Below are 26,886 nucleotides of genomic sequence, written 5' to 3' on the forward strand. Positions count from 1 at the left end.
CAACCCGGACGGTTTCGGCATCGCAGCGGGGTTGCCGATCGCTGCAATCTGGCGGTTGCGCCAGGCTTCCAGCGATGTCGGCGCGGTCGTGTAGTGACCGTGGATGTCGATAATCATGTGCTAACTGCAGTTGAATGGAAATCTGCTGCGGTGCTGCGATCTTGCGGTGCCGCGTCGCGGTGCATCCTTAGCGCGACACGGCATTGTCGGCGCGGTGCGTGTGATTGATACGGCTCGACTCCGGGTTCGGGCCATCGACCATATTCGTGAGGTCACGCCCGCGCGTTTCCGGCAGCAGCAGCGCAGCGGTCACCACCAGCAGATACGACACGCATGCGCACAGTCCCATCGCGGCACCCAGTTCGAGCTTCACGCTCAGCACGCCGACCAGGGTGGGCATGATCGCGCCGATCGCACGGCCTGCGTTGCCGCACAAACCTTGCGCCGATCCGCGAATGCGCGTCGGGAACAGTTCGGCGATATACGCGCCGGTGCCTGCGGCGGTGCCCGATTGCAGCGCGCCGAGCACGAAGCCGAGCACGAGCGTGACCGGCAGCGTAATCGGCGCCAGCGTGTACGTCGCGACGGCGACCGCCTGCAGGCACGCGATCACGACAAACGTGCGGCGGCGGCCGAAACGGTCGGCCATCCAGCCGTTGAGGAAGGCGCCGGCAAACGAGCCGAGAATGTTGATCGCCAGGTAGCCGCCGATATTGGTGATCGACAGATGCAGCACGAGTTTCAGATACGCGGGCAGCCAGGTGATCATCACGTAGTTGCCGCCATAGATGCCGAACGTCAGCAGGATCGCCTTGAACGTGGTGGCGCGCGTCGGTTGCTCGAACACGGCCCACACGCTCGGGCGGTCCGCTGCGTGCTGGCGGCGGTTCTGCGCGAATACCGGCGCTTCCTCGATATGGCGGCGAATCCACACGACAAGCAGCGTCGGCAGAATGCCGACCGCGAACAGCACGCGCCACGCCATCGACGGTTCGAGCAAACTGAAGAGCAGGGTGGACAGCAGCACCGCGAGGCCATAGCCGATTGCCCAGCCTGCCTGCAGCGAGCCGACCGCGCGGCCGCGCACCTGCGGGCGGATGGTCTCGCTGACCAGCACCGCGCCGACCGCCCATTCGCCGCCGAAACCGAACCCTTGCAGGCCGCGCGTGATCATCAGTTGCTCGAACGAATTCGTGAATGCGGACAGCAGCGTGAAAAACGAGAACCACAAGATGGTGATTTGCAGCACGCGCACGCGGCCATAGCGGTCCGCCAGAATACCGGCGATCCAGCCGCCAAGCGACGCCATGAACAGCACCGTCGTGCCGAGCAGGCCGGCTTCGCCGCGCGTCATGCCCCACAGTGCGATCAAGGTCGGGATGGCGAGCGCGTACATCTGCGTGTCCATTGCATCGAGCCCCCAGCCGCTAAAGCACGCCCAGTACGTGCGTTTCTCGGACTTCGTCAGCTCGCTGTACCACTTAACCATGCTGTTTCTCCTCCGGCTTCCCGGATTGCGCGGGTTGCCTTTCTGCGGATGAAGGACGCGCGCGCGTCTTTCGTGCGTGAGCGCCGGCGCGCGGTGCAGCCGCCGCGGCAAGCAAAGGTGCGGGGTTGCCGCCGAGCGCGGCGGTCGCGTGGGCTGCGGACTGCAACAGACGTGGACGGTAACGCTCCATTTCATCGATACCCATGCGGCTTGCCGGACCGACGATGCCGAGCGCGCCGACGAGCTCCTGCCCGACACGAAATACCGGAGCGGAAATGCCCGAGGTTTCCGGATCGCGCTCGCCCATCGACAGATACACATAGTGCGTGCGGACGTCGTCGTACGGCATGCCCGGCTCGCCGGAAAAAGCGAGCAGCACGCGGCCACCCGCCCCGCGTTCGAGCAGCTGCACGTCGCCTTGATGCACTTCCGCGCGAATCGAATGACGCGATGCGATCCGGTACAGGCATACACGGTGATCGCGCTCGCGCACGTGAAACGACACGGCTTCGCCGGTTTGCGCATTCAGCTCTTTCATGACCGGCAACAGCACGTCGCTCAGATCGAGCCCTGCCTCGTAGATGGCGCTCAGGCGCATGGCCGAAGCGCCGACCCAGTAACGGCCGTCTTCCCGCCGGATCAGCAGGTGGTGATGGCAGAGCGCCTGCGCGAGCCGCGACAGCGTGCTCTTATAGAGCCCGGTGCGCTCGGACAGCTGCGTGAGCGTGAGCGGGTCGTCGTCGCGGCGGAATGCAAAAAGGATCGACGCTGCGCGGTCGAGCACGTCGATGCCGCTGGCGGTCACGCCTTGTGGCGTGCGGACGCTCTCGCTGGAACGAGGCATGAGGTCTCCACGGTGTTCTACCAGGTGGAATGAATATTCATTGGATAGAACCATGCTAATGCACCGGTGCGACCGGTGTCAAACGCGGCGACGGTCGGAAATTGCAGGCGGCAGGGAAGCGGTCCGCAAGACAACGAACGATTGATTGCCCAAACACACCCTCGCCTTTACGTTCGACGTCGCGGGTGTGCCGATCTCGCGCGCGACACCGCGGTCGTCGAGGTGGATATCGATGCGAACCCGGCGAAGGACTTCACGCGACGCGTGTCGTATAGCGGGCAGTGCGGCGGCGGCTCGCACGACAACGCGATTTCACGCCGGCTCGCATGGAAAGTTTTAAAACAAAGCATTGCGGAGCGCTAATCGTCGAGCGATAGAGCACTGAAAGTTATTCGCGTCGGCGCACCATGGAAGAACATTGCAAAGGCTTGACCCGAGTTTAAAAAATCCAACTAAATTATGACGAAAGTATGACGTTGACCACATAGTGACATGAGTGCGGATCTTCCTTGAATATTACAAAAAACCTCTAAAAAATTACTAATAGTAAAATTTGGCCGGAAAAAGACCAGTCAAGAGCGACTGGCCAATCTTCTCGTCCCCCGTTTTTCCGCCGTCGACGCGAGCGCCATCCGATTCGCTGAATCGACCGCCCATCCTGGCTTGGCGCGAGAACGTCTGAGCCAAACCGGCATTCCCATAGGCTCGAAGTTACCGCATAACCCGTGCCGCAAAACCTTGCATTACGAAAAACAGTTCGTATTAGTATTCGATGCTTCGCTTTCGAATCTTTACGATGAAATGAAGACCCGATCATAGCCACCCGGAAATAGCGCTCGATTGAGCGTCCAATTCACATTCGACGTTCGCTTTCGGCCTGCTTTGCCGAATCATGCGAAAGAAAGCCATGCGTAGTAAAACGAGAAGAAGGGAAATCACGATGCGCAATCGCATTGGGTATTTATCTGGCACGCTTGCACTTCTTTGGCTATTGCTGCTATTCGCCACGACGCAAGCCGTCGCGAGCGTCGTTGTGCCAGCATCGGACCGGATCGACATCAATCTCGGACAGACGCCCTGGATGTACACGAAGACCGCGGACAGCACGGCCTTTTCCACCCCGGAATTTGACGATTCCGGCTGGATCCAGAAGGGCGTGCCGCAGTCGCCGTCCGACGACGACACGTTCATCAACGAGCAATCGGGCGGCGGCGAGGGTGAACTGACCGGCAACATCACCTGGTACCGCAAGCACTTCAAGCTGGACCAGTCGTATCAGGATCGCAAGATCCTGATCGAGTTCGAGGGTGCGCACGTCGGTGCACAGGTCTATATCAACGGCCACTTCATAAAGGGCAACAGCGCGATCAATCCGAACGCGACCCACGTGATGGGCTTTATCGGATTCGAAGTCGACGCCACGCCGTATGTGAACTTCGATGGCACCGACAACGTGATCGCGGTGAAGGTCGCGCGCAACGACGCGTTCTTCCAGGCGCCGAGTTTCGGCGGCGCGTTCCGCTTCGGCCAGAGCGATTCCGGTCTGTTCCGCCCGGTGTGGATGCACATCGTGGACCGCGTGCACATTCCGGAAAACGTCTACTCGGTGCTCGAGACGTGGGGCACCTACGTGGCGACGCAGGCGGCCAGCACGTCTTCGGCGACGATTCACGTCGAAACCAATGTGCTGAACGAAAACTCGACCGACCAGTCCGTGACCTTGACGACGCAGATCGTCGACGCGAACGGACAGGTCGTCGCCCGAGACCAGCAAACTAACAACGTTCCCGCAAACGTTTTACCGGGTCTGCATCCGACCACGTTCGTGCAGACCATGACGGTCCCGAACCCGACGCTCTGGTATCCGAACAACGATCCGAACGGCGGCCCGTACCTGTACCACGTGATCCACGCGATCAGCGTCAACGGCGTGGTGGTCGACGCGAAGTCGACGCCGCTCGGCATCCATACGCTCACGTGGGACAAGAACTTCCCGATCTTCAACGGCCATGCGCGCTATCTGCACGGCGCGTCGGGCCGCTACGATTTCCCGGCGCTCGGCTCGGCCGTGCCGCCGGAACTGCAATGGCGCGACCTGTCGCTGCTCGCTCAGGCGGGCGGCGCGCTGTATCGTCCGGGCCACTCGGCACAGGGACGGGACTGGCTCGACGCGGCCGACGCGTTCGGCATCATGATGTTGCAGCCGAGCGGCGACGGCGAGGGCGGCTTCGGCTCGCTTTGCCAGAACGAAACCGACACCGACGGCTGTCTGACGACGCCGAACAACGTCACGCTGAAGAAAGAGCTGCACCGCGACATGATCATTCATGATCGCAATCACCCATCGATACTCGCATGGGAAGCGAACAACGGCGGCATGGTCACGTCGCTCGCGCAGGAAATCAAAGCGATCTCGCAGACGTGGGATCCGATCGACACGCGCGCGCAGGCGGACCGCACGCCGAATCCGGCGAACGGCGATCTGCTCGGCTGTAGCGGCGACGGCTGCGATATCGGCGTGAAGAACTCCTTTCCCGATTCGCCATCGGTGGGCTCCGAATACTGGGGCAACGGCGTTGGCCGTGCGAAGTACGACTTCGAGCTCGAGTTTGCTGCGCCGTATGTGAACAACTGGGTGAAGAGCGTGCAGATCCAGTCGATGGGTATCGTGCACTGGTACCTCGCGGATACGCCGGGCGAGATCGTCGATCAGGTCGACGGCACGCCGAATAACGAAGTACGCGGCAACGGCGCGTCGATGATGGACTTCAACCGCATCCCGCGTCTGCTCTACTACATCTATGAAGCGGTCTGGACGCCGTTCGAGCGCAAGCCGGTGGTCAAGCTCGCGCATACGTGGAACCGTTCGGGCGACGTCACCGTCAATGCGTTCAGCAATTGCCCGGGCGTGCGGCTGCTGCTCAACGGTCAACAGATCGGCGCGGATCAGACGCCGAACCCGACGTCGTCGGACTCGAGCGCCGATCTGACCCAGAACACCACGCTGCTGCCGGGGCAGGTGCACTGGAGTGGCGTGCAGTGGCAATCCGGCATGCTCACGGCCGAGTGCCTGAATGACCGCGCGGAGGTGGTGACGCAGGATCAGCTGGTCACGGCCGGCGCGCCGGACCATATCGCGCTGTCGGTCGAACCGCAGCTCGTGAAGCCGGACGGCACGCAGTTCGTGCTGACCGCGAACGGGACGGATGCCGCGATCATCAAGGCGGCCGTGGTGGACAAGAACGGCATCGTGGTGCCGGATGCGAGCCAGGAAATTACCTTCGCGGTCAATGGCGCGGCGGGCGAGTATCGCGGCGGCGCCGACCACTATGTGTCGGATGGTCAGCTTCTGAATTACCACTCGCCTGGCGACCACAAGCTCTTCGCGGAAGGCGGCCTCACGCAGGTTGTCGTGAGGACCACGTTTACGCCGGGGACGGTGACCGTGACGGCGAGCTCGCCGAATCTGGGCGGCGGCACGGCAAGCTTCGATGTCGCCCCGACCGGCAGCGCGCAAACGTTTGATGGCAAGGACCTGATCATCGGGCCGCAGCAGGCGACCGGCCTGCAGATCATCACGCAGCCGCTCGACACGACGTCGACGGTCGGTTTGAATGCGAGCTTCAACGTGCTCGCGGCCAGCTCGACGCCGCTGAAATTCCAGTGGCTGAGGAGCGGCGCGCAGATTCAGGGCGCGACGGGCTTCAGCTATACGACGCCGACGCTGCAGGCGATCGACGACCAGTCCACGTACTCGGTCGTGGTGAGCAACGGCAGCAGCACGCAGACGTCCAATCCGGCGACGCTGACCGTGGTTCAGCCGTCGCAGCCGAAGATCGTCACGCAGCCCGCGCCGCAGAACATCACGATGGGCAACACCGCTGAATTCTCGGTGCTCGCGACGGGCTCGCCGGTGCTCAGCTACAAGTGGTTCAGGAACGGCACGCTGATCGACGGCGCGAACCGCAACGTGTACGACACGCCGCCGATGACGACGGCGGACAACGGCGCGCAATTCAGCGCGCAGGTGTCGAACAGCGCCGGCTTCGTGAATTCGACCGGCGCGCTGCTGACGGTGAGCGAAGGCACGTTGCCGAGCATCCTGATTCCGCCGCGCAGCCAGAGCGTGACGCTCGGCCAGAACGTGACGTTCACGGTGAGCGCGAGCGGTTCGGATCCGCTGCATTACAAGTGGACTCGCGACGGCGCGCCGGTCGGCACGGATTCGAGCTCGCTGACGATCACGTCGGCCACCGATACCGACAACGGCGGTTACGTCGTGACGGTCAGCAACGGCGCCGGCAGTGCGACGAGCAGCCCGGCCACGCTGACGGTGAGTGGCGGCGGCGCGACCAACATCGCGATCGGCGCGCTCGCGACGGCAAGCAGCGTGGAGAACGACGGCCTCGGACCGAAGTTCGTCAACGACGGCAACTTCACGACGCGCTGGGCGTCCGCGCAGGGCATCGATCCGTCGTGGGTGCAGCTCGATTTCGGCACGGTGCGCACGTTCGACCAGATCGTGCTCGCGTGGGAAAACGCGTACGGCGACCAGTACGAGATCCAGGTGTCGAACGATCTCGGCGACAACAAGCAGTGGACGACCATCTACACGCAGACCGCAGGAAAGGGCGGCACGGAAGAGATTCCGCTGAGCAGCACGTCGGCCCGCTTTGTCCGCATGCTCGGCGAGCATCGTCACACGCAGTTCGGCTATTCGCTGTATGAATTCGGTGTCTACGATGTGCCGAATTGCAATCCGCAGACCAACACGGAGCGTTACACGCAGATTCCGGCGCTGCCCGGCACGTATCATTCGCCGTGGCCGCAGCAACTGCCGGACGGTCCGTTCGTGCCGACCGTGCACGACAACGTGAGCAACCTCACGTGGCAGCAGTTCTCGACGACGTTCCCGAAGCAGGGCGACCAGTTCGTGCAGGCCAATGCGGAGCAGTACTGCCAGTCGCTCGGCATGCGCGTGCCGACGCAGAACGAAGCGTTGACGGTGGCGCGCGCCAACTTCAACCAATGCGCGTTCCCGCTGCCGTGGACCACGTGGACGACGACCGATGTGCCGGCCAACACGAGCGACGCGTTTATCGTCGACTCGCTCGGCGGCTCGACGTTCGGTATCAAGAACAACACGCCGGGCGCTGCGCTGTGCGTGTCGGGTCCGTCGGCTGCGGCGCCGGTCATCACTGCGCAACCGGTCAGCCAGACCGTGAGCGAAGGACAGTCGGCGCAGTTCACAGTCGGCGTGGATCCGAAGACCACGGGGCCGATTAGCTACCAGTGGTTCGAGAACGGCAAGGCAGTGGCGATCACGACGATTCCGTTGTTCGTCACGTCGCCGACGGTTATCGCCAACGACAATGGCGCAATGATCACGGTTACGGTCAGCAATGGCGGTGGCAGTGTGAACAGTGCGGCAGCGACGCTGACCGTCGTGGCCGCGGGCCAGGGCGGCAACAACGGCGGCGGCAACACGGGCGGCGGCGATCCGGGCAACGGCGGTGGCAACACCGGCGGCGGTGACCCGGGCAACGGCGGCAACGGCGGTAATGGCGGCAGTGCGCCGACTTCGACCGTGAACCTTGCGCTGAACCGCGCGGTAACCACGAGCGGGGTCGAAAACGACGGCTACCTGCCGCAGCAGGCGGTCGACGGCAACGACGGCACGCGCTGGTCGTCGGCGTTCGCCGATCCGCAGTGGCTGCAGGTCGATCTGGGCTCGGTGCAAACCTTCGATCGTGCAGTGATGAACTGGCAGGATTCGTTCGCGGTCGATTACCAGATTCAGGTATCGAACGACGACGGCGACACCAAGAACTGGACGCCGGTGTACACGGAAACCGGCGGCAAGGGCGGCATCGAAGACGTGCGCTTCCCGGCAGCGACGGCCCGTTACGTGCGCGTGTTCGGCACGAAGCGTGCGACGCAGTTCGGCTACTCGCTGTTCGAGTTCGGTCTGTACAACACGGCGAATACGCCGCAGTTCCCGGTCACTGCGACCTCGAGCGGCAGCGGTACGATCTCGCCGGCCGGCACGACGCAGGTGTATCAGGGCGGTCCGCTGAACTACACGTTCACGGCGGCCGATGGCTTCGCGGTGACGGACGTGGTGGTCGACGGCAAGAGCGTCGGTCTCGTCAACAGCTATTCGTTCCCCGATGTGGTCGCGCCGCATACGATCAACGTGAGCTTCGGTCCGGCCTCGGCGGCGGTGAACCTGGCGTTGGGCGCGCTGGCGACTTCCAGCGGCCTGGAAAACGACGGCTATCCGGCGTCGAACGCGGTGGACGGCAAGATGGATACGCGCTGGTCGTCGGCCTTCGTCGATCCGTCGTTTATCCGGCTCGACTTCGGCACGCCGCGCACGTTCAACCGTGTGATGCTGGCCTGGCAGGATGCGTTCGGTATCGCGTACACGATCCAGACGTCGAACGACGGCAACAACTGGACGACGGTGTTCGAGCAGGATGCGGGCAAGGGCGGTATCGAGGACATCTCGTTCCAGACCGTCACGGCACGCTACATTCAGATGGTGGGCACCAGGCGCAACACGGCTTACGGTTACTCGCTGTATGAGTTCCAGGTGTTCGATGTGCCGACGGGCGACACCGGCACCGGCGGCAATACGGGCGCCGGCACCGGCGGGACGACTGATCCGGGCAATGGCTCGGGCAACACCGGCGGCAGCACGGGTGGCGACACCGGCAACACGGGTAGCAACAACAACACCAACCCGACCCAGCCGGCGCAATCGGCCAGCGCGAATCTGGCGCTGGGCAAGCTCGCGACGGCGAGCGGCACGCAGGGCGACGGTTACCCTGCGGCTGCCGCGGTCGACGGCGATCTGAACTCGCGCTGGTCGTCGGATTTCAACGACAACGCATGGCTCGAGGTCGATCTCGGTCAGTCGGTGCCGTTCGACCGTGTCGTGCTGCGTTGGGAAAACGCATACGGCAAGGCGTATCAGATTCAGGCGTCGAACGACAACAAGACGTGGACTACGATCTTCACGCAGAGCGCGGGCAAGGGCGGCACCGAGGATCTCGCGGTGCAGGCGTCGACCGCGCGCTATATCCGCATGCAAGGCGTGCAGCGTGCGTCGCAATACGGCTACTCGCTGTTCGAGTTCGAGGTTTATAAGAACGCGGCCACGCCGAAGCTTGCGATTACGGCGACCGGCGATGCGAACGGCACGCTGAACCCGGCGGGCACGGTCAACCTCGATCAGGGCGGCTCGCAGACTTTCACGGCGGTGCCGGCGCAAGGCTACGGCGTGGGCGCGATGTTCGTCGATGGCCAGGAAGTGGGCGTGCAGTCGTCCTACACGTTCACGAACGTGAACGCGGCGCATACGATCAGTGTGAGCTTCGTGCCGGTCGCGGCAACGGTGAATCTCGCGCTGCACAAGGCGGCGACCACGAGCGGCGTGGAAAACGACGGCCTGCCCGCGTCAGCCGCGGTGGATGGCGACCCGACCACGCGCTGGTCGTCGGCGTTCGCCGATCCGCAGTGGCTTGAAGTCGATCTCGGTGCGTCGCAAACCTTCGATCGCGCGGTAATGGAGTGGCAGGATTCGCATGCCATCAAGTATCAGATCCAGACGTCGAACGACAACCAGAACTGGACGCCGGTCTATACGCAGGACGAAGGCAAGGGCGGTATCGAAGACGTGAAGTTTTCGGCGGTGACCGCGCGCTACGTACGGTTGTATGCGACGCAGCGTTCGACGCAGTACGGCGACTCGCTGTTCGAGTTCCAGCTGTATAACAGCGGCGCAACGTCGAGCGCGCCGGTGTCGGCCTTCGTCGAACAACCGGCGGCCCAGACGGTGCCGGTCGGCCAGAACGGCCACTTCGCAGTGATGCCGTCGGGCAGCGGTCCGTTCACGTATCAGTGGCGGCGCAACAGCGCGCCGATCGCGAATGCGACGAGCCGCACGTACGATACGCCGGCCACCGCGGCCGGCGACAGCGGCGCGGTGTATAGCGTCGTCGTGACCGGCCCGAACGGTCCCGCGACGTCGAACGACGCGAAGCTGACGGTCGACAGCACGTTCCCGACGTACACGGTGAAGCCAGGCTTTGTCAGCGTCGATCTGGCGAACAACACGAACGGCGCCTATACGGACGACAAGGTGTACGTGCTCGTCATCGCACGCGACCCGGCCACCGGCCAGTTCGCGTGGTTGAAGCCGGACGGCACGATCGTCGCGTCCGCCGTGTCGGACAACGACCAGCCGGGCCACCTGACCGGACCGGACGGACAGAACTACGCGAACTATGCGTTCACGCTCGCGCAGAGCAAGACGCTGCAGTTGCCGCAGCTGTTCTCGGGGCGTATCTACGTGTCGCTCGGCAGCCCGGTGTTCCTGAAGATCCTGACCGACGTGAACAACCAGATCGGTTTTGCCGGCCCGAATCCGCAGAACCCGACCGATCCGAACCTGAACGTGAACTTCGACTGGTATGAGTTCACGTACAACGACACCGGCTTGTGGATGAACACCACGCAGGTCGACGAGTTCGGTTTCCCGATGACCGAAGACGTGTACGGCTCGAACCATACGTTCCACAAGCAGACCGGTATCACGCAGCGGCGTGCGGACCTGTTTGCCGCGTATGCGAGTGAAGTGTCGCAGGCGTTCCAGCCGCAACCGGCGTCGCAGTTCCGCATCATGGCGCCGGCCAAGGGCAGCTTTGCCGCGGGTCAGCCGAACGGCAACTACTTCGACGCGTATGTGAACCAGATGTGGCAGCTCTACACGTCGAACAGCCTCGTGCTGAACATGTTCGGCAACAGCCGTCAGTTCGTCGGCAAGGTGCAGGGCGACCAGCTGGTGTTCACCGAGGTCAACCTGAACAACGGCGCGTTCGTCGGCGGCACGTATGTGGTCAACAAGCCGACCACGCAGGACATCCTGCAGGGCAGCGGCGCGCTGGCGACCGGCAACTCGACGGAGCTCGCGATCGAGGCGCAGATCTGCGCGGCGTTCAACCGTCACGTGATGGAAGACGTGACGAAATGGGCGACGCCGGCGGCGTGGTATGCGGCGGCACCGTCGAACGAGTACGCGCGCTTCTTCCACGATCACGGCATCAGCGGGCTTGCGTATGGGTTCGCGTATGACGACGTGTCGGATGCGAGCTCGACGATCGTTGCGCCGCAGCCGGAACACATGGTGCTCGGTATCGGTTTCTGAGCGCCGCACGGCAGGTAGCCGTTCGCAAAAATCATGGCGCCCGCACGACGGGCGCATCGAGGAGAGTATCGATGTCGCGGTTTGGCAAGCGTTGTGCGGCGGTGGATCAGGCGCAAACACGGGTCCACGTGCCGGCTGTGCGGCGGGTGAAGCAGCGCGGCTTCACGCTGCTCGAATTGCTGGTGGTGCTGGTGATCATCGGCATGCTGGCGGCGCTGGTCGGGCCGCGCTACTTCGCACAGCTGGGTAAATCGCAGGTGACGGTGGCGCATGCGCAGATCGATGTCTTTACGAAGGCGATCGATAACTTCCGGCTCGACGTCGGCCGTTATCCGACTGCGCAGGAAGGGCTGACCGCGCTCGTCGTGAAGCCGGCCAACGCGGACAAGTGGGGCGGCCCGTATCTGAAGCGGGAAGTGCCGCTCGACCCGTGGGGGCATCCGTATATCTACAAGATTCCCGGCGCGAAGGGCGACTATGCGGTGATTTCGAACGGCCCTGAGAACCAGTCGGGTACGAGTGGAGACAGCGGTCAGATCACCAGCGAATAGTTACATCCAGGCTACCTGAAGCATAACTAACGATGCCGGCGTGCCCGTATGGGTGCCCCGGCATTGTGCCCGTAAACCCGGCTGTCAACGATGTTGGCGGATCACTATGCAATACGAAGTAAGAGCGCTCACACCCGACAATCAGATTGTCGCGCTCGTGATCGATGCGCATGACGAGCGCGACGCGCGGCGCCAGGTCGAAGCGCGCGGGCTGCATGCGACGCGGCTCGTGCCGCGCCGCTCGCTGCGCCGGCCCGCGGCGTCGCGCGGCCGTCTGTCGCTCGTGCTGTTCAGCCAGGAACTGCTGGCGCTGCTGACGGCCGGGCTGTCGATTGTCGAAGGGCTCGAGGCGCTGCTCGAGCGTGAAGGCAGCGGGCGCCTGCGTGGCGTGCTCGAACGGCTGCTCAACGGGCTGCGTGAAGGCAAGCGTTTTTCGAGCCTGCTTGCCGAGCAGCCGGATGTGTTCCCGCCGCTTTACGTCGGCATCGTGCGGGCCGCGGAGGGCACGAGCGACTTGCCGCGCTCGCTGCAACGCTATATCGACTATCAGTCGCGGATCGACATCGTGCGCAACAAGCTTGTCAGTGCGGCGATCTATCCGTGCATTCTGCTGTGTGTCGGCGGCGGGGTGGCGGCATTTCTGATCGCGTATGTGGTACCGCGTTTTGCGACCATTTACGAAGGCACCGGCCGCTCGTTGCCGTGGATGTCGCAGGTGCTGCTCGACTGGGGAAAATTTGCCGCCGCACATGGGCTGTTGCTGCTTGCCGCAACCGTGGCGATCGGCTTCACGGGCGGCACGCTGCTGCGCGCGGCCATCGCGAAGGCCGGCCTCGCGAGCCTGCTGGCGCGCGTTCCGGTGATCGGCCCGCATCTGCGCATCTATCAGCTGTCGCGGCTCTATCTGACGCTCGGCATGCTGCTCGAAGGCGGCATTCCGATCGTCGCGGCGATGGAGACCGCGGGCGGCACGATTTCGCCGGCGTTGCGCGAACGGTTGATCGCCGCGCGCGCCGCTGTGCAATCCGGCACGAACCTGTCGTCCGCGTTCGACAAGGAAGGGCTGACCACGCCGATCTCGCTGCGCATGCTGCGCGTCGGCGAGCGCTCGGGCGAGCTGGGCAACATGCTGACCAAGTCGGCACAGTTCTACGACGGCGAGATCAGCCGCTGGATCGACCGTTTCACGCGCCTGTTCGAACCGCTGCTGATGTCGGCGATCGGGCTGGTGGTCGGCACGATCGTGATTCTGCTGTATCTGCCGATTTTCGACCTCGCGGAGAGCCTGTCATGAGCGTACCGGCGGCCGTATTACCGTTGACGTCCGACGCGTCTGTCGCGTCCGACGCGTCCGACGCGTCTGTGGCGCCGGTCGGGCCCGACGTGTCGTCCGCTGCGCCGTTGCTGCAACTGGACGCCGAATTGCTCGCGCGCGCCCGCGCGGCCGCATCGGCCACGCAGCGGCATCTGATCGTCGAGCTCGAAGCGCTGACCGGCGTCGAACCGCGCGAACTGCTGCAGGTGCTCGCGACGCAACTGGCGATGCGCGTGATCGAGACGCCCGCGATGCTGGCAATGCAGGCGGCGTTCGACCGCGTGCCGCTGTCGCGCGCGATGCAACGCCGTTGCGCGCTGCTGCGCGACGACAACAATGACGGCGCACTGATCGGCGTCGTCACGAGCCCATTCGATCTCGATCTGCAAACATGGCTCGCCGCGCAGGCCGGCGCCGCGATCGAGATGCGCGTCACGCTGCCGTCCGACTTGCAGGCGTATCACACGCGCATGGAAGAGTCCGCGCGCGCGGTCGACAGTCTGGTCACCGACGGCGGCGAGGCGCGGGCCGACGGGCGCACCGCACAGGTGCTGTCGTTCGAGACCGTCAGCGAGGCGGCGAGTCCGGCTGTCAAGCTCGTGAATTCGACACTGTATGACGCGCTGAAAGCCGGCGCGTCCGACATTCATATGGAGAGCACCGCGACGGGGCTCGCGTTGAAGTATCGCGTCGACGGCGTGCTCGATGCGGCGGCGAACATTCACGGCGTCGAAGCCGCGGAACAGGTTATTTCCCGCCTGAAAGTGCTCGCCGAACTCGATATTGCCGAGCGGCGCGTGCCGCAGGACGGCAGCTTCCGGGTCGCGGCGGGCGGGCGCGATATCGATTTGCGCGTGTCGATCATGCCGAGCATTCATGGCGAGGACGCGGTGATCCGTATTCTCGACAAGCGTGCAATGATCGAAGCATATGGTTCGCTGACGCTCGAAGCGCTCGGCTATGACGGCGAGTCGCTCGTCGCGCTGCGCAGTCTCGCGGAAGAGCCGTATGGGATGCTGCTCGTCACGGGCCCGACCGGCTCGGGCAAAACCACGACGCTGTACGCGGCACTCACGGAAATTCACAACGGGCGCGACAAGATCATCACAATCGAGGACCCGGTCGAATATCAACTGCCGGGTATTTTGCAGATTCCGGTGAACGAGAAGAAGGGTTTGACGTTTGCGCGCGGCCTGCGCTCGATTCTGCGGCACGACCCGGACAAGATCATGGTCGGTGAAATTCGCGACCGCGAAACCGCGGAGATCGCGGTGCAGTCCGCGCTGACAGGCCACCTCGTGCTGACGACGGTGCACGCGAACAATGTGTTCGACGTGTTCGGCCGCTTCAGTCATATGGGCATCGACCCGTATGCATTCGTGTCCGCGTTGAACGGCATCTGGGCGCAGCGGCTCCTGCGCATGACCTGCACGCATTGCGCGACACCTTATACGCCGAGCGATGCGGAACTGGCGCGCCTGAACCTCACGCGTGCGGAGGTCGCCGATTTCGATTTCCGCCAGGGCGCCGGTTGCGGCGATTGCCGCGGCACCGGATATCGCGGCCGCCGCGCGATTGCCGAGATTCTGATTCTCGATGACGAGATACGTGACATGGTGGTGGAAAAACAGCCGATCCGCATGATCAAGGAAGTCGCGCGCCGCAACGGCACGCGCCATTTGCGCGAAGTGGCGCTCGCGCAGGTGAAGCGCGGCGAGACGACGCTGGCCGAAGTGAAACGGGTGACCCTCAATGCGTGACGGATGGATGCGCAGGAATCTGTCGCGCGAAATGCCGCGGGGTTCGTTGCCGCGCTTGCAGCTCTGGCAGCGCGGGAAGTTTCGGCTGGGTTTGTCGCGCGCCGGCGTGGCCGTGCTTCGTACGGAAACGGCGCGCGGTGCGGCAACGCGTAGTGGTGCGGGTTTGTTCGGCGCGCGGCGTGCGGGCGCCGATGCGAGCGCTGGCGCGCACGCCCGCACGAGTAGCAGCGTGCCCCCGAACCCGGCGTTGCTGGTAGCGGGCAAGCCGGCTCCGGCTTTTATCGAACGTGCATGGCCCGATATGTCCTTACGTGCGACACCCGATGAGCTCGCCGCGCAGATCGGCGACGCGCTCGACGAAGCGGGCGGTGGCGCACTGCCTGTGCACGTGACGTTCGGCGACGACCTCGTGCGCTATTTCATTGTGACGCCGCCGCCCAATGGCACGCGCTTCCAGGATTTGCGCACCGCCGCCGAAGTGCGTTTCCAGATGCTCTACGGGGAATCGGCGGCCGCATGGCAACTGGTCGCGGACTGGCAGGCCGCTGCACCGTTCCTCGCCTGTGCGGTGCCGCAGCGGCTGCATACCGCATTGCATCTGGCGGCGCGCGCGCGGCGCAACTGTCTGGTATCGACGGTGCCGAACTTCGTCGGCGCATGGAACCGATGGCGTCGCCGCGTCGGCGGCGCCGCGTGGCTCGCGACGCTCCACGACGGCGCGTTGACGCTTGGTGTCGTCGAGGGGCCGGCGCGGCGCTCGCGCCTCGCTGCCGTGCGCACCCTGATGCTGCCGGAACAGGCGCCGCCGCTCGCATGGTTGCACGAGCAACTGGCGCGCACCGCGTTGCTCGATAACGTGCCGGCGCCGAAGGTGTTGCATGTGCACGGGCCGTGCCCCGAGATCTGGCAGCAGCAGGCGCCAGACGCGGCGTCGGCAGGCAGTGCGGCGCGAGACGCGAGCGGTGCGGCGAATCACGGCGAAATCGCGGTGCGCGCATGCATCGACGGTCGCGCGGTGCGCGCGGCGTCGAGCGATGCGAGACTCTCGCCCGCAGCGCAACTCGCATGGGACAGCCTCGCGCGATGAAACGTCTGCATATCGACCTTGCGCCGCTGAGCGCGCGGCGGCAGTTGTATCGCAGTCATCCGCTCGCGCGTTGCATCGCGCTCGCCGCACTCGTCGCGTGCGTGCTGGCCGGCATGCGCGCGCATAAGCTGTTCGGCCGGCTCGACGCGCTCGAACGCGAACAGGAGCACATCGCATCGCGCGCGGCGCAAGCCGCACGCTCACGCGCGAACGTGGCGAGCCGGCCGATCGACGCGAAGCAGGGTGCGGCCGTCAATGCCGCCGTCGCGCGCCTGAACCTGCCATGGGACGACATTCTCGATGCGGTCGAAGCCGCGACGCCCGCGAAAGTCGCGCTGCTGTCGATCACGCCGGACGCGGGGCGCGCCCTGCTGCGTATCGAAGCGGAAGGCAGCAACAGCGACGAAATGATCGGCTACCTGAAAGCGCTCGAGCAGCAACCGCTCTTCGAGCGCGTCGATCTGGTCCGGCATGAACTGGCGAAAGATCACATGGACGGCGTGATTCGCTTTCAGATCGAAGCGCAGTGGCGGAGATCCGCATCATGAAGATGCCGAATCTCACGCGCGCGCTGTTGTGGATACAACTCGCGCTGCGCCGCACGAAACCCGATGCGCTGGCGGCCGGCGCGCTGGTGCTCGCCGCCGCCGCGCTGTGGTTCGGGCTGCTGCCCGCGTGGTCCGCCCGGATTGCCGAACAGGCGCATGCGGTCGCGCGCGCGCGCTCGGCGCCGCCGCCCGCGCCGGTGATCTCGCCGCAAGTGCTGGCCGCCGAACGGCTCGCCGCTTTTTATGCGGCGCTCGGCGATGCGGGTCATACCGAGCAGATCGTGATGCATCTGTTCGATGCGGCGAGCGAGACCGGCGTGACGCTGGACAAGACCGAATACAAGCCGGCGCGCGACACGGCCGGACGCTTCGAGACTTACACGATCGTCTTGCCGGTCAAAGGCGACTATGCGCGGCTGCGGCGCTTCTGTGAAAAAGTCCTGCTGACGGTGCCGTACGCGGCGCTCGAAGACATGCGCTTCAAACGCAGTTCGGCGAATGACCAGACCGTCGAAGCCAGCCTGCGGTTCACGGTGTTCCTGCGTCCGGCGACGCCGGGCACGACCCTCGTTGCGGCAGGCGAGGCACGTCGATGAAGCCTTTGCATGCGGCGCTTGGCGTCGCGTTCGTCGTCTGCGGCGGGCTGCTGATGTTCGGCAATCACGATGCGCCGGACCAGGTCGTCGAAGCGGCGCCGCGCGCGAGCCGGGCCGATGCGGCACCGGCTGCGAGCACGGACGGCGCGCCGCTCGTCGCGATCGCCGCGCTGCGTGCGCGCAAGGACCTGTTCGGCTCCGCCGGCGACGGCCATCACGAACTATTCGGCAGCCAGTCGTGGGCGCCGGCGCTGCCGTCGGTCGCGCCCGCGGGCGCGCAGATGCCGCCGCTGCCGTCGGCGCCGATCGCGCCGCTCATGCCGTTCACGTATATCGGCAAGAAGGCCGCGGACGGCACGTGGGAGGTTTACCTCTCGCGCGGTGACGAGACGGTGATCGTGCGCGACAAGTCGATGATCGACGCGAACTACCGGGTCGACGCGATCAAGCCGCCGACGCTGACGCTGATGTACCTCCCGCTCAAGCAGGTCCAGACGATCGATATCGGCAACGCCGATTGACCACGCGACACGATAAAGCAACTAAAGGAAGAAGTCGTTGCAAACGCAATCATCAAAACAGAACGGACGTCGGGGTCTTTGCGGCGGCGCGCGGTGTGAAGCGCGGCGAAAACCGCGCTCGCAGCCGCGCTTGCAGTCGTATCGGCAAGCGCGCCGGGTGCTCGCGCCTCTCGTGCTGCTTATTGCGCTGCCGGTGCTGCTGGTGGGCTGCGCAGCGGAAAAGTCTTATCGCGCAGGCGCGGATTTCGTCGCGCAGGGCAAAGTCGACGAAGGGCTTGCCAAGCTGCAGGACGCGATGACGCAGGACCCGCACGATGCGCAATACCGCGAGACCTGGCTTGCGGTGCGCGAAAACGCGCTCGCCCACGATGACGAGCAGGGCGACCGGCTCGCCGCGACCGGCGCGCGCGACGCCGCGCGCAAGGCGTATCAGCACGCGCTGACGCTCGACCCGTCGAACGAGCGCGCGCTTGCGGGCCTCGCCGCGCTCGATCAGGCGGCAAGACTCGACGGGCTCGTCGATCAGGCGCAGGCGACGGCGTCAAAGCACGACCTCGACGGCGCGCGCCGCGTGCTCGCGCAGGTGCTGACCGAATCGCCGGGACACACGCGGGCGCTCGCGCTGCAACGTCAGATCACACTCGACCCGGCGGCGACGCGTGTCGAGGCGGCGCTCGCGAGCGCGTACCGCAGGCCGATTCATATCGACTTCAAGGATGCGACGCTCAAGCAGGTGTTCGACGTGATCGCGCGCAGCGCGAATATGAACTTCCTGTTCGACAAGGATGTGCATACGGACCAGCATACGTCGATCTTTCTGCGCAACAGCACGATCGAAGCCGCGGTGCGTTACGTGCTTGCGACCAACCAGCTCGCACAGCAGGTGCTCGATGAGAACACGGTGCTGATCTATCCGAATACGCCGGCGAAGCTGAAGGATTATCAGGAGCTTGCGGTACGCACGTTCTTTCTGTCGAACGCGGAAGCGAAGACGGTGGCCAATACGCTGAAGACGATCCTGAAAGCGCATGACATCGTGATCGACGAGAAGCTCAATATGGTGATTGTGCGCGACACGCCGGATGTGATCCATATGGCGGAGCGGCTTGTCGCGCTCGAAGATGTGCCGGAGCCCGAAGTGATGCTCGAAGTCGAAGTGCTGGAAGTGCAGCGCAACAGCACACAGGACCTCGGCGTGCAGTGGCCGGGCTCGGTCACGCTGACGCCGTTGCCGCTTGGCAGCGTGATTTCGAACAACGGCCAGAATAACCAGAGCGGTTCCAGCAATCCGTTCGGCGGCGGCTCGTTCGGCATACCGACGACGAGTGGCACCAACCCGCCTGCGCTGTCGCTGAACGACCTGTTCCATCAGACATCGAAGACGCTTGGCGTCTCGCAGATTCAGGCGACGATCAACGCGAACACCGTCGATTCGAATGCGCGGCTGCTGACCAATCCGCGCATTCGCGTGCGCAATCACGAAAAGGCGAAGATCCTGATCGGCGAGCGCGTGCCGAACATCACGTCGACCGCGACCTCGACAGGCTTTGTGTCGCAGTCGGTCAACTATATCGACGTGGGCCTCACGCTGAACGTCGAGCCGTCCATCTATCTCGACAATTCGGTCGGCATCAAGGTCGCGCTCGAGGTGAGCAGCCTGCTCAATGTGATCCCGGGCACGTCGGGCACCACGGCGTATGAAATCGGCACGCGCACGGCGAGCACGGTGCTGCAGCTGAAAAACGGCGAAACGGATGTGCTTGCGGGGCTGATCGACACCGAGGAGCGCACGTCGGGCAACAAGATTCCCGGCTTCGGCCAGTTGCCGGTGCTCGGGCGGCTCTTCGGCGCAACCACCGACGACGACAAGAATACTGAAATCGTGCTGGCGATCACGCCGCATCTGATCCGCAATATCCAGCGGCCAGACGCCGCATCCGCGTACTTCTCGGCCGGCACGGAGACCAACTCGCAAAGCCTCGTGCAATCGAACGGCATCAGCAGTGCTTCGTCGTTCTCGTCCAGCAGCGGTTCGTCGTCGACGTCGAATGCATCGTCGAAGTCCTCCGGCAGCGGAACGGGCGGGTCAAACGCGAATGGCCTCAACGGACTCGGCTCGAACTATCCGCAAGGCTCCGGCAGTGCGGGTAGCGGCATGGCGGGCGGCAGCGGCTTTGGCGGCATCGCGGATGGCGGCGCACCGATTGTCGCGGGCGGCGCGCCCAGCACGGGCACCGCGCAGATGACGGTCGAAGGGCCGGCCCAGGTGAAGGTGGGTGATTCGGTATCCGTAACGGTGCTGATGCAGTCGGACCAGCCGGTGATGATTGTGCCCGCGAACGTCACGTTCGACAGCACGAAGCTGCAGTTCACCGGCGTCAGCGAAGGCGACTTCCTGAAACAGGGCGGCACGCCGACCAACTTTTCGAGTCGCGTCGGACAGAACGGGCAGATCAGTCTGTCGGATTCGGTGTCGAGCGGCGCCGGCGCGTCCGCGCAAGCGACCTATGCGGTGCTGACGTTCCGTGCTCTCGCGCCCACGTCGCAGACTACGGTGCAGGTGCAGCCGGGCACGATGCTCGGCTTGACCGGCATCCCGATCACGACGGTGCAGCCGTCGCCGTACGACCTGACGGTGAATCCGAGATGATGCGGGAGCGTGCGCAACGCCTGGCAGCGAGCCATCGGTACCGCCGGCGCCTTCAGCGCGCACGCGGCTTTACGCTGATCGAACTGCTGGTGACGCTCGCGATACTCGGCGTGCTGGCGAGCATGACCGTGCCGGTCGCACAGGTCATGCGTCAACGCGAACGCGAACAGGAACTCCGCTCGGCGCTGCACACGATACGCGATGCGATCGATGCGTATCACACCGCGAGCAAGGATGGGCGCATCGCGAAGGAAGCCGGTTCGACCGAGTATCCGCCGACGCTCGACCTGCTGGTGCAGGGTGTGCCGGATCAGACCGACCCGAAAGGGCACAAGATATTCTTTTTGCGCCGCGTGCCGCGCGACCCGATGAACCACGATGCACAACTCGGCGACTCGGCGACGTGGGGCAAACGTGCGTACGCGAGCGAGGCGGACGATCCGCAGGAAGGCGACGACGTGTACGACGTGTATTCGATGTCGAACGGCGTCGGACTCGATGGCATTCCTTACCGAAAATGGTGAATACGATGCGACGGTGGGGCAAGCGTAAGGGCGGCTTCACGCTGATCGAACTGCTGATCGTGCTGGCGATCATCGCGTTGATGCTGACGCTCGCGTTGCCCGAATATTTTCATTCGATCAACTCATCGAAGGAAAAGGTGCTCGCGCAAAACCTGCATGTGACGCGTATTGCGATCGATCAGTTCTATGGGGACCAGGGGCGCTATCCGGACTCGCTGCAGGAGCTTGTCGACAAGCATTATTTGCGCGCGCTGCCGTTCGATCCGGTTGCCGACAGCGCGGCGACCTGGCAGATCGTCGCGCCCGAAGAGCAATTCCCGGGCAACGTGTACGACCTCAAGAGCGGTGCCGAAGGCACGAATGCCGATGGCACGCCCTATGGGGCGATGTGATGCGACGTGCTCGCCGCATCGGGCGGTGTCGCCGCGCGCCACGCGGGTACGCTTATCTCGGGCTGCTGATCCTGATTGCGATCGTCGGTGTGACGGCTGCCGCGTCGGCGGAGTTGGGCGCGATTTATCAGCGGCGGATGGCGGAAAAGGAATTGCTGGCGGTCGGCAACGAATTCCAGCGGGCGCTGATGAGCTTTTCGTCGGCGACGCCGATCGGGCAGCCGACACAGCCGCGCACGCTTGAAGAGTTGCTGCGCGATCCGCGCTATCCGAATGTGGTGCGGCATTTGCGCAGGATCTACGAAGACCCGATGACGGGTAAAGCGGATTGGGTGATCGTGAAGTCGCCTGATGGGCAGACAATTGTCGGCATTCATAGTGCGTCACATGCGCATCCGATCCAGCTGAAGCAGTTTTCGCCGGCCTTTCAAGGGTTTGAAAACAAGAAGAGTTATACGGACTGGGTGTTTGTCGCGCGCTTTCCGGCGCTGACGCAGGGGGCGCGGCCGGTGGACCCGGCGGCGACGAATGGCGTCGCGCCCGGGGGGGCGAATGGTGGTGGTGCGCCGTTCGGGGATGCGCCTTTTGGTGGTGCGTCCTCTGGCGGTTCTCCGTTCGGCGGAACACAACCGGGCAGCTCACAGCCGAACGGCGGCAGCCCGTTTGATGGCAACTCGTCGAACGGCTTTTCGCCCGGCAACTCGATGTTCAATAACTCGCCGTTTGGTGGAGCGTCGTCGAATGGCGGTCAGTCGAACCGGGGGGATGAGGGCTCATCTCAACCTTAGGCTCGTGTGCGGCAGCAATATCGCACGCATGGCTCTGCCTGGTGGCGTCGCTCAAGCAACGCTGCAATATAGGCGCGTTACGCGGTGGCGGTAGAAGTCGGCGGTCGGACGGATAGGCGGCATTGCGATCGCTTTCGTGTACATCTCGTTCACGTTCCTCTTTTTCGCGTTATTGCGGCGGTCGCTGTGCAAACAAACCGGGCGAGGGTGACCACGTCTACACACAGCATGGCCCCATCGATAGCCAATCATCCACGGCATCGTGACCGCCAGCCGCCGCCTGCCGACCGCTGGCGACACAACACCGCTGTCAAACACCCAGGTGCTTGGCGATCTTTTCCCCATCGGGCACGCCGATACCCGTACACGCATCCCATCCTTTGGCGCCGGCAAAGCCGCCGTTGTTGCCGTGAAGGATGTCCTTGCAGACGTCGGGGTGCCGATAGAGTCGCGGCGTGATGAAGCCGACCGGTTCGCCTTTGAGGCTATTGATTCGCGCAATCAGCGCCGCCCAAAGCGGCGCGACCGCACTCGTGCCGCCGGCCACGCCCACTCTGCCGTTCAGCAGAACCCGGTAGCCCGATGCGGGCGACGCGTTGCCCGCCACATCGGGCACGCCGCGATGCGTCAAGGCGACGGCGCGCCCCTTCGTCGGCGAAGCCGACAGACCGTTCTGCCATACCGGCCGCTCGAACAGCGAACTGATCCCGCCGCCCGTTGCGCCGCCTTTGACTCCGTCGTTCCAGACCACCTCCCGTTCTTCCGCATCGCCATGCGCCTGAATCCGTGTGCCACCGCAAGCGAGCGCAAAGGGGCTGGACGCCGGAAAATCGACGCCATCGGGTTTGCGCGGGCCCGCATCGTGTGACCCGCTATCGCCGGACGAGATGCACACCGTGATGCCGAGCAGCGCAGCCATCTGCAGCGCTTCGTTCATGCGCGCCACGAACTGCTTCGTCGCTTCCGTTTCCGGGCCGCCCCAACTGATCGAGATGACCGAGGGCCGGTTGTCGACATCGTGGATCGCGGTGTTCAGCGCTTCGACAAAGCCAGCATCGGTGTTCTCGGCGAAATAGACGGCGAGCTTTGCGCCGGGCGCGACCGCGCCGCATATCTCGACATCGAGAGCGACCTCGAAGTCGGCGCCTTGGGGGTCATTGTCCGGCTGATTGGTCGCACGCCCGATACCGATCGGCACGACCTCGGGTAAGGGCACACCGAGCAGGCCGAAGTAGGCATCCAGATCCGTTTCCCGATAGCCGCCGCCCAGCTCGATGATGCCGATGCATTGCCCACGGCCATCGCCTTCGGGAAAGCGGTAGTGGGGAACGAGCTGCAAGGGTGAAAACGCGATGCGCGGTTGCTCATGCTGAGTTGAGGTTGCATCCGGACGTGTATGGATATGAGGACGGGCCTGCGGGCGATTGTCCAGTCCGAGTACCGCCGTCACGATCTCGCTGAGTTCGTCGGGGAGCTGGATCGAACCGGTGCGACCGCGATATTTGCCGAGCGTCGGATGGTCGTAGATGTCGAGCGTGACGCCGAAGCTTTTCTGAAAATCGGCGACGGTGCCGGCCAGCACCATCAGATGGGATTGCGGAAGTTCGCGGACCACCTTGAAGCCATGCGCGGCCGCGAATTCATGAACCTTCTTGCAATCCGCAGCGTCGGTTCCGAACCGGTCTGCGAAGTCCTTTCGGCTCATTGTCGGTACGCTTTCGCCCATCTCGAGGCGGTGCACCAGTTCCTGATACGCCGCGTCGTTCCTGCGTCGCAGCTTCAGCCTGACTTCTATTTCTTCACGCGGATTCGCCGCATCGATTTTTTTCGAACCTTCCACCGGATGACGCTCGCTTCCCGAAACAGTGTGCTTTGCCATGAGAAAACCTCCGTTCAAGATGGTCGTGACGCTTTGAAAACATCTGACCGTGTGGTCTATTCCGGATGTTTAATCGTGGGCGGGTCGTTGCGATAAAGTGGATTCGAGCCAGGTCTGCGCGATTGCCGCGTTGAGAATTCACTCGCATGCTTACGCACCCGAAGTCAGTTCGCAATATGGTTCGAATGCCTAACTTTTTTGAGGCTGGCTTGACTGTCGCTACACAACCCGTCCCGGACTGATGTCGCGCAAGCAATCGCATGGTGTTTCGCTGAATCGCGCGCGAGTTTGCAAAGCGGCTTGCGTCTGCTTTACAAACCGCATCGGCGCCTTCGTCCGGTCAGCCCTACTTGCCAATCAAGATTCGCATTGAGTAGACTTTGCCTGACAACTCGGCCAGAACGCTACCACTTCCCCCCCCCGCGCACCATGAATGAACGCAAGTCCTCCGGCATGCCGGGCAGGATCTATACCGACATCCTGAATCGCATTATCGAGGGTGAATATCGCGAGGGAGACCGGCTGCCGACCGAGCATGCGCTGGCCGAACGCTTTGAAACCTCGCGCCCGACGGTGCGCGAGGCACTCGCGCAGCTGCGCGCGGACGGCATCATCGCGACGCGGCACGGCTCCGGCACGACCGTGATGCGCCGGCCCGATCCGGACTTGCGCCGCTTCGCGCCGCTGGAAAGCTTGTCGGACATCCGGCGTTGCTACGAATTTCGCGTCGTCACCGAGTCGGGCGGCGCGGCTCTGGCCGCGCAGAAGGCCGACGAAGCCGACCTCGACGCGATCCAGCGCCAGTGGGACAACCTTCAGCAGGTCATCCGGACCGAGGGCATCGGCGCGAAGGACGACTTCGCGTTCCATCTGGCCGTGGAGCGCGCATCGAAAAATCAGTTCTTCATTACGTCGCTTTCAATCATCCACGAGCAGGTCGAATTCAGCATGAACCTGTCGCGCAACCTGTCGCTGGTGAAGTCGATCGAGCGGCAGGAACTCGTGCAGCAGGAGCATCTCGCGGTGCTCGAAGCGATCCGCCGGCACGATGCGAGCGGCGCGGAGCAGGCGATGCGCACGCATCTGGAAAACGCGATGGCGCGTATGTTCGGCGCATGAGCGACAGAACGCGAGATAGCGGCCGGATCGGGTAGCCGGCTCGCGACGGCCCATGGGTGACGCCGGAAGCACGGGCGTTGCTCATGGGCCGCTCGCGTGTTGGGGCGGCCGGTTTGGAACGGCCTGCACGAACCACGCACTCGAGCCCACAGAAACCAGCCCGCTCGAATCAGCCCATTCGAGGCCAGCCCGCTGAGCCTGCCCGTCTCGCCTAACGCACACGGCGAGCCGGCTTAGGACCCTGATCGCGGCCAGTTGAAACCTGTCCCCATCCCCAGTTCGCTAGCCAAGTTGTCAGGCGATGCACTGCAGCATTTGACCATTCTCCAATGTTGTTTGACAACATCAAACGGCCGATGCTATCGTTGCGGCCGTCAGAAGAATCAATCCGCTTACGAGACTCCATGAACGTATCCCCGATCACCGAGAGCGAATTCGCGTCGACCGTAATGGCGGTCCCGCCGCTCGCCCGCCGTGCCGACCTGTCGCTTGACGTCGCCGAGAACCAGCGTCTGATCCGCCATATCGAAGCCGGCGGCATGCGCACGCTGCTGTACGGCGGCAACGCAAACTTCTATCACGTTGCGACCAGCGAGTACCGCGAGTTGCTTGACATGCTTGCCGAAAATACGGCGCCGACCACGCGCGTGATTCCGGCAATCGGCCCCGACTTCGGCAAGATGCTCGACCAGGCGCGCATCCTCGCGCAGACGCAGTATCAGACGGCCATGGTGCTGCCGCTCGCCGGCTTCACGACGCCCGAAGGCGTCGAGGCGGGGCTCACGCGCATCGTCGATACGGCAGGCATTCCGCTCACGCTGTACATCAAGAGCGAAAACTATGTCGACGTCGACACGCTCGCGCGTCTGATCGACCGTGGCACGCTGATCGCCGTGAAGTACGCGATCGTCCGCGAGAACCCGGCTCAGGATCCGTACCTGCGGCGCCTGCTGCAAAGCGTGGACAAAGCGCGCGTGGTGTCCGGCATGGGCGAGCGTCCCGCGCTCACGCATGTGCGCGACTTCGGCCTCGCCGCATGGACCACCGGTTCCGGCTGCATCGCGCCGCACTCGGTAAGCACGCTGCTGCAAGCGGCGCGCGATCCGTCCCGCGCCGCCGAAGCGCAGCGCATCTACGACGCGTGCATGCCGCTCGAAACGTTGCGCGATCAACTTTCGCTGATCTGCGTGCTGCACGACGCGGTGACGATGTCGGGCATCGCCGATATGGGCACGATCCTGCCGCTGCTGAGCAGCACCCACGAGAAGCATCACGCCGATATCGACGCCGCGGCGAAAGCGCTGCTCGCGTTCGAGCGCGAGCTTTCCGCGAACGCCTGAAGCGCGGGTTTGCTTAGAATTTTCTGGAGCAGTGCGACGTGAGCATCAAGAAGAAGACGCCCGAAGAATTGCGCAGCCATCGCTGGTATGGCGTGAACGACCTGCGTTCGTTCGGCCATCGCTCGCGCACCTCGCAGATGGGCTACAGCCGCGAAGAGTATGCGGGCAAGCCGGTCATCGCGATCCTGAACACGTGGAGCGAGATGAACCCGTGCCACACGCACTTCAAGCAGCGCGTCGATGAAGTGAAGCGCGGCATCTGGCAGGCGGGC

The 26,886-nt window shown here is 64.0% G+C and carries 18 protein-coding genes and 1 pseudogene; 15 read left to right on the plus strand and 4 right to left on the minus strand.

Going from position 1 to position 26,886, the window contains the following annotated elements:
- The 3 genes and pseudogenes from HV675_RS32695 to HV675_RS30090 all read right to left on the minus strand — a co-directional run.
- Positions 1-117: pseudogene (locus tag HV675_RS32695) on the minus strand (amidohydrolase family protein); the annotation flags it as partial.
- Between the two features lie 70 nt (positions 118-187).
- Positions 188-1,489 carry an MFS transporter gene (locus tag HV675_RS30085; RefSeq protein WP_175115103.1) on the minus strand — a complete coding sequence of 434 codons (1,302 nt, stop codon included), beginning with the start codon at positions 1,487-1,489 and terminating at the stop codon, positions 188-190.
- Positions 1,482-2,333 carry an IclR family transcriptional regulator gene (locus HV675_RS30090; protein WP_175115104.1) on the minus strand — a complete coding sequence of 284 codons (852 nt, stop codon included), beginning with the start codon at positions 2,331-2,333 and terminating at the stop codon, positions 1,482-1,484. Before HV675_RS30090 ends, HV675_RS30085 begins: the two co-directional genes overlap by 8 nt.
- 940 nt (positions 2,334-3,273) lie before the next feature.
- Here HV675_RS30090 and HV675_RS30095 point away from each other — a divergent pair.
- The 12 genes from HV675_RS30095 (at position 3,274) to HV675_RS30150 (ending at position 22,276) form a co-directional block, all read left to right on the plus strand.
- Positions 3,274-11,544, plus strand: coding sequence for a discoidin domain-containing protein (locus tag HV675_RS30095; RefSeq protein WP_175115105.1), 8,271 nt, complete (start codon positions 3,274-3,276; stop codon positions 11,542-11,544).
- Positions 11,545-11,615: 71 nt separating this feature from the next.
- Positions 11,616-12,095 (plus strand): type II secretion system major pseudopilin GspG, encoded by a 480-nt coding sequence (gene gspG, locus HV675_RS30100; RefSeq protein WP_175115106.1) that lies wholly within the window; start codon positions 11,616-11,618, stop codon positions 12,093-12,095.
- A 106-nt stretch (positions 12,096-12,201) separates the two neighbouring features.
- The gene (locus HV675_RS30105) at positions 12,202-13,389 is read left to right on the plus strand and encodes a type II secretion system F family protein (protein ID WP_175115107.1); all 1,188 of its coding nucleotides are present in this window, start codon (positions 12,202-12,204) and stop codon (positions 13,387-13,389) included.
- Entirely contained in the window at positions 13,386-15,170 is a 1,785-nt protein-coding gene (locus tag HV675_RS30110) for a GspE/PulE family protein (RefSeq protein ID WP_175115108.1), read from the plus strand. Before HV675_RS30105 ends, HV675_RS30110 begins: the two co-directional genes overlap by 4 nt.
- A 229-nt stretch (positions 15,171-15,399) precedes the next feature.
- Complete coding sequence (locus HV675_RS30115) at positions 15,400-16,257, plus strand: hypothetical protein (protein ID WP_175115109.1); 858 nt, start codon at positions 15,400-15,402, stop codon at positions 16,255-16,257.
- On the plus strand, positions 16,236-16,805 hold the full coding sequence (locus HV675_RS30120; RefSeq protein WP_246270636.1) for a PilN domain-containing protein: 570 nt from the start codon (positions 16,236-16,238) through the stop codon (positions 16,803-16,805). The genes HV675_RS30115 and HV675_RS30120 overlap by 22 nt, the downstream gene beginning before the upstream one ends.
- Positions 16,802-17,401 (plus strand): hypothetical protein, encoded by a 600-nt coding sequence (locus tag HV675_RS30125; RefSeq protein WP_175115110.1) that lies wholly within the window; start codon positions 16,802-16,804, stop codon positions 17,399-17,401. Before HV675_RS30120 ends, HV675_RS30125 begins: the two co-directional genes overlap by 4 nt.
- A complete protein-coding gene (locus HV675_RS30130; RefSeq protein ID WP_175115111.1) occupies positions 17,398-17,922 on the plus strand; it encodes a hypothetical protein in 525 nt (174 codons plus the stop codon). Before HV675_RS30125 ends, HV675_RS30130 begins: the two co-directional genes overlap by 4 nt.
- Positions 17,923-18,079: 157 nt before the next feature.
- The gene (locus HV675_RS30135) at positions 18,080-20,572 is read left to right on the plus strand and encodes a secretin N-terminal domain-containing protein (RefSeq protein ID WP_246270637.1); all 2,493 of its coding nucleotides are present in this window, start codon (positions 18,080-18,082) and stop codon (positions 20,570-20,572) included.
- Positions 20,572-21,096: a type II secretion system protein gene (locus HV675_RS30140; RefSeq protein WP_175115120.1), complete on the plus strand. Its 525-nt coding sequence runs from the start codon at positions 20,572-20,574 to the stop codon at positions 21,094-21,096. Before HV675_RS30135 ends, HV675_RS30140 begins: the two co-directional genes overlap by 1 nt.
- Positions 21,097-21,101: 5 nt before the next feature.
- The gene (locus HV675_RS30145) at positions 21,102-21,488 is read left to right on the plus strand and encodes a type II secretion system protein (protein WP_175115113.1); all 387 of its coding nucleotides are present in this window, start codon (positions 21,102-21,104) and stop codon (positions 21,486-21,488) included.
- Complete coding sequence (locus HV675_RS30150; protein WP_175115114.1) at positions 21,488-22,276, plus strand: type II secretion system protein; 789 nt, start codon at positions 21,488-21,490, stop codon at positions 22,274-22,276. Before HV675_RS30145 ends, HV675_RS30150 begins: the two co-directional genes overlap by 1 nt.
- A 310-nt stretch (positions 22,277-22,586) precedes the next feature.
- Here the strand turns inward: HV675_RS30150 and HV675_RS30155 are convergent, their stop codons facing one another.
- A complete protein-coding gene (locus HV675_RS30155; protein ID WP_175115115.1) occupies positions 22,587-24,155 on the minus strand; it encodes a S53 family peptidase in 1,569 nt (522 codons plus the stop codon).
- Between the two features lie 429 nt (positions 24,156-24,584).
- Between HV675_RS30155 and HV675_RS30160 the strand changes: the two genes are divergently transcribed.
- From HV675_RS30160 to HV675_RS30170, 3 genes are all read left to right on the plus strand, one after another.
- On the plus strand, positions 24,585-25,274 hold the full coding sequence (locus HV675_RS30160) for a FadR/GntR family transcriptional regulator (protein ID WP_175115116.1): 690 nt from the start codon (positions 24,585-24,587) through the stop codon (positions 25,272-25,274).
- Between the two features lie 404 nt (positions 25,275-25,678).
- Complete coding sequence (locus tag HV675_RS30165) at positions 25,679-26,614, plus strand: dihydrodipicolinate synthase family protein (protein ID WP_175115117.1); 936 nt, start codon at positions 25,679-25,681, stop codon at positions 26,612-26,614.
- 38 nt (positions 26,615-26,652) lie between these two features.
- On the plus strand, positions 26,653-26,886 hold a 234-nt coding region (locus HV675_RS30170), incomplete at its 3' end, for a dihydroxy-acid dehydratase domain-containing protein (RefSeq protein ID WP_175115118.1).

This window comes from Paraburkholderia solisilvae, from assembly GCF_902859875.1.
Classification (GTDB): Bacteria; Pseudomonadota; Gammaproteobacteria; order Burkholderiales; family Burkholderiaceae; genus Paraburkholderia; species Paraburkholderia solisilvae.

Bases quoted from the DNA above. Each gene is read 5' to 3' on its own strand.
- HV675_RS30145 (WP_175115113.1), top strand. From the start codon at position 21,102: ATGCGACGGTGGGGCAAGCGTAAGGGCGGCTTCACGCTGATCGAACTG.
- HV675_RS30125 (WP_175115110.1), top strand. From the start codon at position 16,802: ATGAAGATGCCGAATCTCACGCGCGCGCTGTTGTGGATACAACTCGCG.
- HV675_RS30110 (WP_175115108.1), top strand. From the start codon at position 13,386: ATGAGCGTACCGGCGGCCGTATTACCGTTGACGTCCGACGCGTCTGTC.
- HV675_RS30165 (WP_175115117.1), top strand. From the start codon at position 25,679: ATGAACGTATCCCCGATCACCGAGAGCGAATTCGCGTCGACCGTAATG.
- gspG (WP_175115106.1), top strand. From the start codon at position 11,616: ATGTCGCGGTTTGGCAAGCGTTGTGCGGCGGTGGATCAGGCGCAAACA.
- HV675_RS30085 (WP_175115103.1), bottom strand. From the start codon at position 1,489: ATGGTTAAGTGGTACAGCGAGCTGACGAAGTCCGAGAAACGCACGTAC.
- HV675_RS30095 (WP_175115105.1), top strand. From the start codon at position 3,274: ATGCGCAATCGCATTGGGTATTTATCTGGCACGCTTGCACTTCTTTGG.
- HV675_RS30120 (WP_246270636.1), top strand. From the start codon at position 16,236: ATGGGACAGCCTCGCGCGATGAAACGTCTGCATATCGACCTTGCGCCG.
- HV675_RS30140 (WP_175115120.1), top strand. From the start codon at position 20,572: ATGCGGGAGCGTGCGCAACGCCTGGCAGCGAGCCATCGGTACCGCCGG.
- HV675_RS30155 (WP_175115115.1), bottom strand. From the start codon at position 24,155: ATGGCAAAGCACACTGTTTCGGGAAGCGAGCGTCATCCGGTGGAAGGT.
- HV675_RS30090 (WP_175115104.1), bottom strand. From the start codon at position 2,333: ATGCCTCGTTCCAGCGAGAGCGTCCGCACGCCACAAGGCGTGACCGCC.
- HV675_RS30130 (WP_175115111.1), top strand. From the start codon at position 17,398: ATGAAGCCTTTGCATGCGGCGCTTGGCGTCGCGTTCGTCGTCTGCGGC.
- HV675_RS30160 (WP_175115116.1), top strand. From the start codon at position 24,585: ATGAATGAACGCAAGTCCTCCGGCATGCCGGGCAGGATCTATACCGAC.
- HV675_RS30105 (WP_175115107.1), top strand. From the start codon at position 12,202: ATGCAATACGAAGTAAGAGCGCTCACACCCGACAATCAGATTGTCGCG.
- HV675_RS30150 (WP_175115114.1), top strand. From the start codon at position 21,488: ATGCGACGTGCTCGCCGCATCGGGCGGTGTCGCCGCGCGCCACGCGGG.